Origin of the sequence: Streptomyces sp. 8L, from assembly GCF_020176795.1 — a bacterium.
GTDB lineage: Bacteria > Actinomycetota > Actinomycetes > Streptomycetales > Streptomycetaceae > Streptomyces.
The window spans coordinates 1-13338 of the sequence record NZ_JAIUKE010000133.1; the positions used below are offsets into that span (position 1 = coordinate 1).

Sequence of the window (13338 nt, forward strand, 5' to 3'; positions counted from 1 at the left end):
AGGGGGGGGTGTTTTTTTTTTTTGGGGGGGGGGGGGGGGGGGGGGGGGGGGGGGGGGCCCCCCCGGGGGCCCCCCCCCCGCCCCGCCGCGCGTTCCCGGGGCCCGGAGCGTCAGGAGACGCCGAGCTCCTTCGCGTTCTTCTTCAGGTCCTCGATGCCGCCGCACATGAAGAACGCCTGCTCGGGGAAGTGGTCGTACTCGCCGTCGCAGATCGCGTTGAAGGCCGCGATCGACTCGTCGAGGGACACGTCCGAGCCGTCGACGCCGGTGAACTGCTTGGCGACGTGCGTGTTCTGCGACAGGAAGCGCTCGACACGGCGGGCCCGGTAGACCGTGAGCTTGTCGTCCTCGCCGAGCTCGTCCATGCCGAGGATGGCGATGATGTCCTGGAGGTCCTTGTACTTCTGCAGGATCGCCTTGACGCGGCTGGCCGTGTCGTAGTGCTCCTGCGTGATGTAGCGCGGGTCCAGGATGCGGGACGTCGAGTCCAGCGGGTCCACCGCCGGGTAGATGCCCTTCTCCGAGATCGGCCGGGAGAGCGTCGTCGTCGCGTCGAGGTGCGCGAACGTCGTCGCGGGGGCCGGGTCGGTGAGGTCGTCGGCGGGCACGTAGATCGCCTGCATCGAGGTGATCGAGTGGCCGCGCGTCGAGGTGATGCGCTCCTGGAGGAGGCCCATCTCGTCCGCCAGGTTCGGCTGGTAGCCCACCGCGGAGGGCATACGGCCGAGCAGAGTGGAGACCTCGGAACCGGCCTGCGTGAACCGGAAGATGTTGTCGATGAAGAACAGCACGTCCTGGCTCTGCACATCGCGGAAGTACTCCGCCATGGTCAGACCGGCCAGGGCGACGCGCAGACGCGTGCCCGGCGGCTCGTCCATCTGGCCGAAGACCAGCGCGGTCTTGTCGATGACGCCGGAGTCCGTCATCTCCTCGATGAGGTCGTTGCCCTCACGGGTGCGCTCACCGACACCGGCGAACACCGACACACCGTCGTGGTTGTTGGCGACGCGGTAGATCATCTCCTGGATGAGCACCGTCTTGCCCACGCCGGCGCCGCCGAACAGGCCGATCTTGCCGCCCTTGACGTACGGGGTCAGCAGGTCGATGACCTTGATGCCGGTCTCGAACATCTCGGTCTTCGACTCGAGCTGGTCGAAGTTCGGCGCCTTGCGGTGGATGGACCAGCGCTCGGTGATCTCGGACTCGGCGCTCGGGTCGTTGAGCACCTGGCCGAGGGTGTTGAACACGCGGCCCTTGGTGACGTCGCCGACGGGCACGGTGATGCCCTCGCCGGTGTCGCTCACCGGGGCCTGGCGGACCAGGCCGTCGGTGGGCTGCATGGAGATGGCGCGGACGACACCGTCACCCAGGTGCTGGGCGACCTCAAGGGTCAGCGTCTTGCGCTTGCCCGCCTCGGCCGGGTCGTCGACCTCGACCGTCAGGGCGTTGTAGATGTCCGGCATCGCGTCGACGGGGAACTCCACGTCGACGACCGGGCCGATGACCCGGGCGACGCGGCCCGTGGTGGTCGGCGCCTCAGCAGTGGTCGTCATTACTCATTCACTCCCCGCGTTCGCGTCGGCCAGAGCACTGGAGCCACCGACGATCTCGCTGATTTCCTGGGTGATTTCGGCCTGTCGGGCCGCGTTGGCAAGCCGTCCGAGCGTCTTGATCAGCTCGCCGGCGTTGTCGGTCGCCGCCTTCATCGCGCGGCGCGTGGCCGCGTGCTTGGAGGCCGCGGCCTGGAGGAGCGCGTTGTAGATGCGGCTCTCCACATAGCGCGGCAGCAGGGCGTCGAGGACGCCCTCGGCCGACGGCTCGAACTCGAAGAGCGGCAGCACCTCGGACTTCCCGGCGTCCTCGCCGGACGGGTCGTCCTCAAGCCGCAGCGGCAGCAGTCGGGGCGCGACCGGGGTCTGCGTCAGCATGGACTCGAACTCGGTGAACACGATGTGGAGTTCGTCCACACCGCCCTCGGCCGTGTCCTGCTGCACCGCCGCGATCAGCGGGGCCGCGACGGTCTTCGCGTCCGCGTACGTGGGGTTGTCGGTGAACCCGCCCCACGACTCCACGACCGGGCGCTCGCGGAAGCCGTAGTAGGCGACGCCCTTGCGGCCGACGATGTAGCTGTCGACCTCCTTGCCCTCGCCGCGGAGCTGCTCGGTGAGCCGCTCCGCCGCCTTGATGACGTTGGCGGAGTAGCCGCCGGCGAGACCGCGGTCGCTCGTGATGAGCAGCAGCGCGGCACGGGTCGGCGACGCCGCCTCGGTCGTCAGCGGGTGCTCGGCGTTCGACCCCGTCGCCACGGCCGTGACGGCGCGCGTCAGCTCCGCCGCGTACGGCGTGGACGCCGCCACCTGGCGCTGCGCCTTGATGATCCGCGAGGCCGCGATCATCTCCATCGCCTTGGTGATCTTCTTGGTCGCGGTGACGGATTTGATGCGACGCTTGTAGACCCGGAGCTGCGCTCCCATGAGTCAGGTCCCTTCCGTCGTCACTTGGCCGCGTCGGCCGGGGCTTCGTCGCCGAGCAGCTTGCCGTCCGACGTCTCGAACTGGCGCTTGAAGCTGTCGACGGCGTCACCGAGCGCGGTGATGGTGTCGTCGGACATCTTGGCGCCCTCGGCGATGCTGGTCAGCAGCTCCTTGCGCTCGCGGCGCAGGTGCTCGTGCAGCTCCGACTCGAAGCGGCGGATGTCCTCGACGGGCACGTCGTCCAGCTTGCCGGCGCCGCCGGACCAGATGGAGACGACCTGCTCCTCGACGGGCATCGGCTTGTACTGCGGCTGCTTCAGCAGCTCGACCATGCGCTTGCCGCGCTCCATCTGCGCCTTGGAGGCCGCGTCCAGGTCGGAGCCGAAGGACGCGAACGCCTCCAGCTCGCGGTACTGGGCGAGGTCCACGCGCAGTCGGCCGGAGACCTGGCGCATCGCCTTGTGCTGGGCGGAGCCGCCGACGCGGGAGACCGAGATACCGACGTTCAGCGCGGGCCGCTGGCCGGCGTTGAACAGGTCGGACTCCAGGAAGCACTGGCCGTCGGTGATGGAGATGACGTTGGTCGGGATGAACGCCGAGACGTCGTTGGCCTTCGTCTCGACGATCGGCAGACCGGTCATCGAGCCCGCGCCCATGTCGTCGGAGAGCTTCGCGCAGCGCTCCAGGAGACGGGAGTGCAGGTAGAAGACGTCGCCGGGGTAGGCCTCGCGGCCCGGCGGGCGGCGCAGCAGCAGCGAGACGGCGCGGTACGCGTCGGCCTGCTTGGAGAGGTCGTCGAAGATGATGAGGACGTGCTTGCCCTGGTACATCCAGTGCTGGCCGATGGCCGAACCGGTGTACGGGGCCAGGTACTTGAAGCCGGCCGGGTCGGACGCGGGGGCCGCGACGATCGTCGTGTACTCCAGCGCGCCGGACTCCTCCAGGGCACCGCGCACGGACGCGATGGTGGAGCCCTTCTGGCCGATGGCGACGTAGATGCAGCGGACCTGCTTGTTCACGTCGCCCGAGCGCCAGTTGTCGCGCTGGTTGATGATCGTGTCGACGGCGAGCGCCGTCTTGCCGGTGCCGCGGTCGCCGATGATCAGCTGGCGCTGGCCGCGGCCGATCGGGACCATCGAGTCGACGGCCTTGTAGCCGGTCTGCATCGGCTCGTGCACCGACTTGCGGACCATGACGCCGGGAGCCTGGAGCTCCAGGGCGCGCCGGCCCTCGGTCTCGATGTCGCCGAGGCCGTCGATCGGGGCGCCGAGCGGGTCGACCACGCGACCGAGGTAGCCGTCGCCGACCGCCACGGAGAGGACCTCTCCGGTACGGGTGACGGGCTGGCCCTCCTCGATGCCGTCGAACTCGCCGAGAACGATCGCGCCGATCTCGCGCTCCTCGAGGTTGAGGGCGAGACCGAGGGTGCCGTCCTCGAACTTCAGCAGCTCGTTCGCCATGGCGGAGGGCAGTCCCTCCACCCGGGCGATGCCGTCGCCGGCCACGCTGACCGTACCGACCTCCTCGCGCGAGGCCGCGTCCGGCTGGTACGACTGGACAAAGTTCTCCAGCGCGTCCCGGATCTCCTCCGGCCGGATCGTGAGCTCCGCCATCTGGGTTCCCTGCTCTCCTTGTTGGGCCCGAAGTTTCTTTGGGGTCTGGGGGCGACCCCCAGGAATCTTCCGCAGTTGCTGCACGGCCCAACCGGGCCGCTGTTCTGCCGTGGCGCCACGTACTCGTGCCGTCACGTCCTGCTGTGTTGTGCCGCCCGCGGCGCGTGGCCGCCGGCGTTGGTGCCGTCAGCGACCGCCGAGCTGCCGGTTCGCCTCGTCGAGGCGCTCCTGGATCGTGCCGTCGATGATCTCGTCACCGATGCGGACCGAGATCCCGCCGAGGACCTCGGGGTCCACGTCGAGGTTCAGGTGCATCTGCCGGCCGTAGATCCTGGCCAGCACGGTGCCGAGCCGCTGCTGCTGCGCGTCGGTGAGCGGGACCGCCGAGGTGACCACGGCGACCATCCGGTCCCGGCGCGCCGCCGCGAGCCCCGACAGGGACCTGAGCCCGTCTTCCAGGCTACGACCACGGGGCTGTGTCACGAGTCGCGTGACGAGCCGTTCCGTGACCGCTTCGGCCCGGGAGCCGAGGAGCGCGGCCAGGAGGGCGGCCTTGGAGGAGGCCGGCGCCGCCTTGTCGGTGAGCGCGGCCCGCAGGCCGGTGTCGGACTCGACGATCCGCCCGAAGCGGAACAGCTCGTCCTCGACGTTGTCCAGCCGGCCCGCGCGCTGGGCCGCGGTGAGGTCCGCGGTCGCGGCGAGCTCCTCCAGGGCGTCGACCAGGTCGCGCGACTGGGACCAGCGCGACCGGACCATGCCGGAGACGAGGTCGATCGCGCTGCCCTGGACCTGCCCGTCGAGCAGCCGTCCCGCGAGCTGGGCCTTGGCCTCCTCGCTCTGGACCGGGTCGGTCAGGACCCGGCGAAGCGACGTCTCGCGGTGGAGCAGCGACGTGACGGCGGCCAGGTCCTCGGCCAGCCTCGCCGCGTCGACCGACGCGTTGTCGGTCAGTGCGTCGAGACGCTCGCGCGCGGACGACAGCGCCTCGCGGCTCGCGCCGTTCATCGCGTGGCCTCCGCGTTCGCGGCGTTGCTCTCCAGCTGGTCGAGGAAGCGGTCGATGGTGCGGCTCTGCCGGGCGTGGTCCTCGAGGGACTCGCCGACGAGCTTGCCGGCCAGTTCGGTGGCGAGCTTGCCCACGTCCTGGCGCAGCGCGACCGCGGCGGCCTTGCGGTCCGCGTCGATCTGGGTGTGACCGGCGGCGACGATCTCCTCGCGCTGCCGCTGCCCCTCTTCGCGCATCTGCTGGATGATGGTGGCGCCCTGCTCGGTCGCCTCCTGACGCAGCCGCGCGGCCTCGTGCCTGGCCTCGGCCAGCTGTGCCTTGTACTGCTCAAGGGTCTGGTTGGCCTCGGCCTGCGCCTCGGCCGCGCGCTCCAGGCCGCCCTCGATCGCGTCGTGCCGCTCCTCCAGCGTCTTCTGGATGTTCGGCAGGAGCTTCTTACCGAGGAAACCGAAGACGATCAGGAAACAGAGGATGCCGACGACAAGTTCCGTCGTGTCCGGAATGAGCGGGTTCTGGGCCCCCTCAGCGGCCAGGAAGGTCATCATGTCTGAACCTTTCGTCGGGTCCGGCTATCAGGCCGCGAAAATGAAGGGGGCGACCAGGCCCAGCAGCGCCAGGACCTCACAGAGGGCGAAGCCGAGGAACATGTTGGTACGGATCACCGGCATGGCCTCGGGCTGGCGGGCCATGGCCTCGATCGAGTGGCCGAAGACGACACCGATACCGACACCGGGGCCGATGGCGGCGAGGCCGTACGCGACGGCGCCCAGGTTGCCCTTGATCGAGATGGAGTTGGCGGCGAGGTTGACAAGCTCGGCAGACATCTTCCTGTCTTCCTTATGTGTGCGGGTCCACTGGGGGGCTTCCCAGCGGAAGTCGGATGGTGAGGCGTGGCAGCCCAGGGGGGTCAGTGACCCTCCTGGAGCGCTCCCTGGATGTAGATCGAGGTGAGGAGCGTGAAGATATACGCCTGGAGGAACTGGATCAGGACCTCGAAGGCGGTCATTCCGGCGGCCAGGATGAACGAGCCACCGGCGACCGCGGACATGATCGACGGCGTGAGCAGGTACCAGCTCGCGGCGCTGAACATCACGATCAGCATGTGGCCGGCGAACATGTTGGCCCAGAGCCGGACCGCCAGCGTGAACGGGCGGGTGATCACGTTCTGGATGAACTCCAGGAGCACGACCAGGGGCACGATGAACGAGGGAAGGCCGTCGATCCAGACGAGGTTCTTGACGCCTCCCCGGAAGCCGTTCTTCTTGAACGTCAGGAACATGTACGTGAGCCACACGCACGCGGCGAGCACGACGGGGTACGCGAACCGCGAGGTGGCCGGGAACTGTGCCAGCGGGATCACCGACATGATGTTCATGATCCAGACGAAGAAGAAGATCGACGTCAGGAAGGGCACGTACTTGGCGCCCTCCTTGCCGATCACCTCTCGGGCGATGCTGCGCGCGATGAAGTTGTAGCCGATCTCGCCGATCAGCTGCATCTTGCCCGGAACGAGCTTCGGCTTCCTGAAGGCCAGCCAGAAGAAGCCCACGACGATCACCATGCAGATGACCGACAGAAGCATCGACTTCGTGAAGGCGATACCGCCGATTGTCAGGAAGGGCTTGAAGTCGAACGAGTTGAGGCCCGGCGCAGGGAAGCCACATCCGGTGAAGAGGTGGCATCCGCTCTCAGCGAGCAGCGTGTGGGCACTCACCCGTGACTCCTTCGTCGTGATGCATGGGAAACGGCAACCTTGCGTGTCAGCGCGGCTGCTGGAGCCGCGGTTCGGCACTGGGAATGTGGTGTGGCGGTGCCGCCGCGATCCACTGGAAGTATCGGCCGAGGACCGGGCAGCCCCGGTGCCTCGCTGCCGCCACAGCCGTCAGCCAAGTCAACTCGGGGATGCCGCAGGCCGTCAGGAGTGTGTTCCGTTCCGCCCGTGGGCAGGGCACGGCCCCCGCAGCCGGAAGCGATTCCGGACGATAGCAGATTGCGATCTGCCCTCTTCACGCCGCCCTTATGCCGCATCGTAGGTCTTCGCCTTCGACGCGCGCCCGGCCCCCTTGCCGGCACCGGACTTGGCGGGGAAGGTCGCTTCGGTGTCGACGTAGAGCATCTTGGCGGTGAGGCTCTGCTTGACCTGTCCGCCGACCCAGGACAGTGCCGTCGCCAGCAGTGTCAGGGCGAAGGCGCGCGAGTTGAAGAGCGTTGTGTTCTGGAAGACGACGATGAAGACGCCGATGAGCAGGATCTGCACCGCGTAGACGAGGAGTCCCGCCGTCATGGCCACCTGCGGGCTGTCCCGGGTGATGCGCATCAGGGCGGCGGTGCCGAGGCCGAAGAAGACGGCGACGACGGCGACCGCCACAAGTCCGCCGATCAGGCCCTTCTCACCGGCGACGATGGCGCTCACAACGGTGGCTACAACTCCCACGGGGGCAGCGATGATCGCTGAACCCCGGAGAATCCGGGCGTCGTTGGACTGCATGAGGACAGCTCCAGCGGGACTTGGGGGTGGGTGTGCAGACGGTGGAAGACGGCGACTCGTCGACTCTCCGACGTCGAACAGAGGTTAGCTCCCTGGCGCTACCGCGCCTCGGGTGCACTCTGGCCGAAGAGCCTGTCCTGCCAAGGCCTTTCGGCGTCCCCTCACCTGGTAGTGAACGGTATCACAAACTATTTGATGAGGTCTTTACCTCTACCGTGTGCTGACCGTCACACGTGAGGGTTACCCCGCTCGCGTGTGCAGGACACCACAGCCAGCCCTGTGCTAATGCGACGGGATTTCCGAATTTACCCGATCTGTACTTGTAGAAGTCAACGAGTTGATCCGGCTTTCCCGCGATCGGTGAATCGTGACCTGGCGCCGAGCGCGGTCGCGCCGTTGACGCCCGCGGGCACCGAGGCCGGCTCTCCGGCCGCAGCGCCCTCCGGCCCGGCGCCGAAGGCGGCGCTCCCGGCGGCCCCTTCGGACGCACCCGTCCCGCCCGTTCCATCCGCTTCGCCTGCTTCGCCCGCTTCGTCGCCTTCCGACGCGAGCAGTCTGGACCGGCGCCGGTAGCGGGGCGGCACGAACGACTGGGCCCAGCGCGGGACGCGCGGCTTGAACCGCGGCAGCAGCAGGAGCACCAGGCCCACCGCGCTCAGCGCGACCAGTCCTGGGAGCACCCAGTTCGAGCCCTGCGTCGAGTACATGACCGAGTAGAGGACCACACCGAACGCGATCAGCGCGGACCAGAAGTACATGATCAGCACCGCACGGGTCTTGGAGTGCCCGATGTCCAGCAGCCGGTGGTGGAGGTGGCCCCGGTCGGCGGCGAACGGCGACTGGCCGTTCCACGCGCGCCGCACCACGGCGAGCAGCAGGTCGGCGAGCGGGATGGCGATGATCGTGAGCGGCAGCAGCAGCGGGATGAACACGGGCAGCGCCGCGTGGGTCGCACTCCGGGTGCCGCCCTCGAACAGCTTCAGGGTGTCCGGGTCGACCTGGCCCGTCACCGAGATGGGCCCCGCGGCGAGGACGAGTCCGATGAGCATCGAGCCCGAGTCGCCCATGAAGATCCGCGCGGGGCTCATGTTGTGGGGCAGGAAGCCCAGGCACATGCCCATCAGGATCGCGGCGAACAGCGTCGCGGGGGCGGCGGCCTCGATGCCGTACCCGTACCAGAGGTGGTAGGCGTGCAGGAAGAAGGCGGCGGCCGCGATGCACACGACGCCGGCGGCGAGGCCGTCGAGGCCGTCCACGAAGTTCACGGCGTTGATGGTGACCACGACGACGGCGACGGTGAGCAGCGTGGACTGCCACTGGGTCAGCGAGACGGTGCCGACGCCCGGGATCGGCAGCCACAGGATCGTGAGTCCCTGCATGACCATGACGCCCGCGGCGATCATCTGCGCGCCGAGCTTGATCAGCGCGTCGATCTCGAACTTGTCGTCCAGGACGCCGATCAGCCAGATCAGGGCGGCTCCGGACAGCAGCGCGCGCGGCTCGTTGGACTGTGCGAAGACCCCGTTGAGGTTGTGCAGGTTGTCGGCGACCAGGAGCCCCGCGCACAGGCCGACGAACATCGCCACGCCGCCGAGGCGCGGTGTCGGCTCGCGGTGGACGTCGCGGGAGCGGATCGCGGTCATCGCGCCGACCGCGACGGCGAACTTCCGCACCGGGCCGGTCAGCAGATAGGTCACCGCTGCTGTCACACAGAGCGTCAGCAGGTAATCACGCACGGGCTGCCCCACAGGAATCGCTGGCCATATCAGCCCCACACCCTAGCCCTCGCCGTGACCGGTGCCGGATACCGAGCTGTCCGGGGCCACCACAGAGCCAAGGACGATCCGGATGGTGGCGATGGTTGCACAGGTGCCCGGGGAAAGGTTCCGTTCCGGCCCCGGGGCCGCCTCGCCCTGGAGCGCGAGAGATTACGCAGTATAGGGCGGGAACCGTGCCGCAAGATCGCGTACTTCCCGACGCACCGTGGGCACCGCCGGTCCTCGCCGGTCGGGGTCGCCCCGCACAGGGCGGCGGTCCGCCGCGCAGCCGGGGCTCGGGGGCGCGCACGCCCGCCTCAGGCGTCCGGGCACGCTCGGGGGCGGGCCAAGGGCCATGTGCGGCCCCGGGAGCCGCGGAGCGGGCGGCGGTGGGCGCTCGGGGAGGTCAGAGAGTGGCCGCGACGCCCGTCAGTGCGGTGACCACCGGGTCGAGGGCCTGGTTGATCTCGTCGCCGATCGAGCGGAACAGCGTGATCGGTGCGCCGTACGGGTCGTACACCTCGTCGGCCTCGGCGTTCGGCGCGAGCAGCCAGCCGCGCAGGGCCGCCGCGGCCCGCACGAGGGCGCGGGCCCGCTCCACGACGCCCTCGTCCAGCGGGTCGGGCAGCGTCGCCGGGTCTATGGCCCGTACGAGCCGCGTGAACTCCTTCAGCGTGAACGTCCGCAGCCCCGCGGAGTGGCCCATGGAGATGACCTGGGCGCGGTGGTCGCGGGTGGCCGTGAGGACCAGGTCGGCCCTGATGACGTGCTCGTCGAGCAGTTCGCGCCCGACGAAGCCGGAGGCGTCCGCGCCGAAGTCGGCGAGGACCGCCTCCGCGTTGGCCTCCATGGGGGCGCCCTCGTGCCCCCAGGTGCCCGCGCTCTCCACGATCAGCCCGTCGCCGAGCCGCTCCCCGAGGCGCGCGCTCAGGGCATGCCGGTTCAGCCGCTCGGTGATCGGCGAGCGGCAGACGTTGCCGGTGCTGACGTGGAGGATGCGGAACGTCTGTTCGCCCCGCTGTGCGGTGTCCGCTATGCCACGTCCCTCAGGGACGGTCAATTGGCCACCTCGAGGTCGGGTACCACCTTGCGCAGTTCCTCGGCGTCCAGCGCGCCGGCGCGCAGCAGGACGGGCACCTTGCCGGTGACGTCGACGATGGAGGACGGCACGATGCCGGGCGTGGGCCCGCCGTCCAGGTACACGGAGACGGAGTCGCCGAGCATGTTCTGCGCGGCGTCGCAGTCCTCGGGGGCCGGGTGCCCGCTGAGGTTGGCGCTGGAGACGGCCATCGGGCCGACCTCGGTGAGCAGCTCGATGGCGACGGGGTGCAGCGGCATGCGCACGGCGACGGTGCCCCGGGTCTCCCCGAGGTCCCACTGGAGCGACGGCTGGTGCTTGGCGACGAGGGTGAGCGCGCCGGGCCAGAACGCGTCGACGAGTTCCCACGCCTGCTCGGAGAAGTCGGTGACGAGGCCGTGGAGCGTGTTGGGCGAGCCGATCAGCACGGGGCTGGGCATGGCACGGCCCCGGCCCTTGGCGTCGAGCAGGTCCCCGACCGCCTCCGCGGCGAAGGCGTCGGCGCCGATCCCGTACACGGTGTCGGTGGGCAGCACCACGAGTTCGCCCCGCCGCACGGCGGACGCGGCCTCGCGCAGGCCGGTGGTGCGGTCGGTCGCGTCATTGGTGTCGTAACGCCGTGCCATGGTCACAGGCTCCTTCTTCTCACGGGCTGGGGTCGCCTCGCGGACGGCGGGCGGGTCCGTCCGGCCGGCGGGTGCGCGCGGCGGCGCGGGGCGCTCCTCGGGGGCGCGGGCACATTCTGCCCCCCCGCCCGTCACGGCAGTGCCTTGCGGGCGGTCGCGAAGCGGGGGCGGTTGTTGAGGTCCGGGTGGTCCGCCGCGTCCGCCCAGCCGGATTCCTCGTTGAAGATCCACGGGACCTGGCCGCCCTGGGTGTCGGCGTGCTCGATCACGACGAGGCCGCCGGGCCGCAGCAGCCGGTGCGCGGTGCGCTCGATGCCGCGGATGGTGTCGAGCCCGTCCTCCCCGGAGAACAGCGCCATCTGCGGGTCGTGGTCGCGGGCCTCGGGCGCCACGTACTCCCACTCGGTGAGCGGGATGTACGGCGGGTTGGAGATGACCAGGTCGACCTGGCCGTCCAGCTCGGGCAGCGCGCCGAACGCGTCGCCCGCGTGCACGGTGACGCGGGACTCCGCGGCGTTCTTGCGGGTCCACACGAGGGCGTCCTCGGACAGCTCCACCGCGTGCACCGTGGAGCGCGGCACCTCCTGGGCGATGGCGAGCGCGATCGCGCCGGAGCCCGCGCACAGGTCCACGACGACCGGTTCGACGACGTCCATCGCGCGCACGGCGTCTATCGCCCAGCCGACGACGGACTCGGTCTCAGGCCGCGGTACGAAGACGCCGGGGCCGACCTGGAGCTCCAGGTAGCGGAAGAAGACGCGTCCGGTGATGTGCTGGAGGGGTTCGCGGGCCTCGCGGCGTGCGACGGTCTCCCAGTAGCGGGCGTCGAAGTCGGAGTCCTTCACCGTGTGCAGTTCGCCGCGCTTGACCCCGTGCACGTACGCGGCGAGCTCCTCGGCGTCGAAGCGCGGCGAGGGGACGCCCGCGTCCGCGAGCCTGCGGGTCGCCTGGGCTACCTCCGCGAGCAGCAGGCTGCGCGGCGCGGGGCCGCGGCGGCTTCCCGCGGGGTCGCCGTTCCCACCGGTCGGCCCGCCGTGTGGTGGCTGCACGCTGGTTCCTCCGGACTGCTTCACATGGTTGCTTGGCGGACGGGGCGGTGCCCGCTTGGGCCGCGTACGGCGGCGGTCGGCCCGTGACGAGCCGGTGCACGGTGGAGAGTGCACCGGTCCGTTACTGCGCGGCGGCGAGCTTCGCGGCGGAGTCGGCGTCCACGCAGGCCTGGATCACGGCGTCGAGGTCGCCGTCGAGCACCTGGTCCAAGTTGTACGCCTTGAAGCCGACTCGGTGGTCCGAAATGCGGTTCTCGGGGAAGTTGTACGTCCGGATCTTCTCCGAGCGGTCGACGGTGCGGACCTGGCTGCGGCGGGCGTCGGCGGCCTTGGACTCGGCCTCCTCCTGGGCGGCGGCCAGCAGCCGTGAGCGCAGGATGCGCAGGGCCTGCTCCTTGTTCTGGAGCTGGCTCTTCTCGTTCTGGCAGGAGGCGACGACGCCGGTGGGCAGGTGCGTGATGCGGACGGCGGAGTCGGTCGTGTTGACGGACTGCCCGCCGGGGCCCGAGGAGCGGTAGACGTCGATGCGGAGGTCGTTCGGGTTGATCTCGACGTCGATGTCCTCCGCTTCGGGCGTCACGAGGACACCCGCGGCGGACGTGTGGATGCGGCCCTGGGACTCGGTGGCGGGTACACGCTGCACGCGGTGCACTCCGCCCTCGTACTTCAGCCGGGCCCAGACGCCCTGCCCCGGCTCGGTGGCGCCGCCCCCGCCCTTGGTCTTCACCGCCACCTGGACGTCCTTGTAGCCGCCGAGCTCGGACTCGGTGGAGTCGATGATCTCGGTCTTCCAGCCGACGCGCTCCGCGTAGCGCAGATACATGCGCAGCAGGTCGCCGGCGAACAGCGCGGACTCGTCGCCGCCCGCGCCGGCCTTGACCTCCAGGATGACGTCCTTGTCGTCGCTGGGGTCGCGGGGCACGAGCAGCAGCCGCAGGCGCTCGGTGAGCTCCTCGCGGCCGCGCTCCAGGTCCTTGACCTCCGCGGCGAAATCGGGGTCCTCCGCGGCGAGTTCGCGGGCCGTCTCGATGTCCTCGCCGGTCTGCTTCCAGGACCGGTACGCGCCGATGATCGGGGTCAGTTCGGCGTACCGCTTGCCGAGCCTGCGCGCGTTGGCCTGGTCGCCGTGGACCGACGGGTCGGCCAGCTTCTTCTCCAGGTCGGCGTGTTCGCCGACCAGGTCCTCGACCGCCTCGAACATCGGGGGCTCCTGGGGTGGTGAAAGGTGCTTCGGGGGTAGCGGGACCG

Annotated in this window: 13 protein-coding genes; all 13 read right to left on the reverse strand. The window is 69.8% G+C overall.

Annotated elements, in window-relative coordinates; genetic code table 11:
- Positions 1 to 110 precede the first annotated feature (110 nt).
- Positions 111 to 1553 carry a F0F1 ATP synthase subunit beta gene (gene atpD, locus LCE31_RS13160; protein WP_225014407.1) on the reverse strand — a complete coding sequence of 481 codons (1443 nt, stop codon included), beginning with the start codon at positions 1551 to 1553 and terminating at the stop codon, positions 111 to 113.
- 3 nt (positions 1554 to 1556) lie between these two features.
- Positions 1557 to 2474 (reverse strand): F0F1 ATP synthase subunit gamma, encoded by a 918-nt coding sequence (locus LCE31_RS13165; RefSeq protein WP_225014408.1) that lies wholly within the window; start codon positions 2472 to 2474, stop codon positions 1557 to 1559.
- Between the two features lie 20 nt (positions 2475 to 2494).
- Positions 2495 to 4087 carry a F0F1 ATP synthase subunit alpha gene (gene atpA / locus LCE31_RS13170; RefSeq protein ID WP_225014409.1) on the reverse strand — a complete coding sequence of 531 codons (1593 nt, stop codon included), beginning with the start codon at positions 4085 to 4087 and terminating at the stop codon, positions 2495 to 2497.
- Positions 4088 to 4273: 186 nt separating this feature from the next.
- On the reverse strand, positions 4274 to 5092 hold the full coding sequence (locus tag LCE31_RS13175; protein ID WP_225014410.1) for a F0F1 ATP synthase subunit delta: 819 nt from the start codon (positions 5090 to 5092) through the stop codon (positions 4274 to 4276).
- Positions 5089 to 5634, reverse strand: a complete 546-nt coding sequence (locus LCE31_RS13180; RefSeq protein ID WP_225014417.1) for a F0F1 ATP synthase subunit B — start codon at positions 5632 to 5634, stop codon at positions 5089 to 5091. Before LCE31_RS13180 ends, LCE31_RS13175 begins: the two co-directional genes overlap by 4 nt.
- Positions 5635 to 5664: 30 nt before the next feature.
- Complete coding sequence (gene atpE / locus LCE31_RS13185; RefSeq protein ID WP_225014411.1) at positions 5665 to 5916, reverse strand: ATP synthase F0 subunit C; 252 nt, start codon at positions 5914 to 5916, stop codon at positions 5665 to 5667.
- A gap of 83 nt (positions 5917 to 5999) precedes the next feature.
- Positions 6000 to 6806, reverse strand: coding sequence for a F0F1 ATP synthase subunit A (gene atpB, locus LCE31_RS13190; RefSeq protein WP_225014412.1), 807 nt, complete (start codon positions 6804 to 6806; stop codon positions 6000 to 6002).
- Positions 6807 to 7109: 303 nt separating this feature from the next.
- Positions 7110 to 7526, reverse strand: coding sequence for a hypothetical protein (locus LCE31_RS13195; RefSeq protein WP_225014413.1), 417 nt, complete (start codon positions 7524 to 7526; stop codon positions 7110 to 7112).
- 383 nt (positions 7527 to 7909) lie between these two features.
- Positions 7910 to 9328: an MraY family glycosyltransferase gene (locus tag LCE31_RS13200; RefSeq protein WP_225014414.1), complete on the reverse strand. Its 1419-nt coding sequence runs from the start codon at positions 9326 to 9328 to the stop codon at positions 7910 to 7912.
- A 415-nt stretch (positions 9329 to 9743) separates the two neighbouring features.
- Positions 9744 to 10397, reverse strand: a complete 654-nt coding sequence (locus LCE31_RS13205; RefSeq protein ID WP_225014415.1) for an arsenate reductase/protein-tyrosine-phosphatase family protein — start codon at positions 10395 to 10397, stop codon at positions 9744 to 9746.
- The gene (locus LCE31_RS13210; RefSeq protein WP_225014416.1) at positions 10394 to 11041 is read right to left on the reverse strand and encodes an L-threonylcarbamoyladenylate synthase; all 648 of its coding nucleotides are present in this window, start codon (positions 11039 to 11041) and stop codon (positions 10394 to 10396) included. The genes LCE31_RS13205 and LCE31_RS13210 overlap by 4 nt, the downstream gene beginning before the upstream one ends.
- A gap of 131 nt (positions 11042 to 11172) precedes the next feature.
- On the reverse strand, positions 11173 to 12012 hold the full coding sequence (gene prmC / locus LCE31_RS13215) for a peptide chain release factor N(5)-glutamine methyltransferase (protein WP_225014418.1): 840 nt from the start codon (positions 12010 to 12012) through the stop codon (positions 11173 to 11175).
- A gap of 199 nt (positions 12013 to 12211) precedes the next feature.
- Positions 12212 to 13291: a peptide chain release factor 1 gene (gene prfA, locus LCE31_RS13220; RefSeq protein ID WP_225014419.1), complete on the reverse strand. Its 1080-nt coding sequence runs from the start codon at positions 13289 to 13291 to the stop codon at positions 12212 to 12214.
- Positions 13292 to 13338 lie beyond the last annotated feature (47 nt).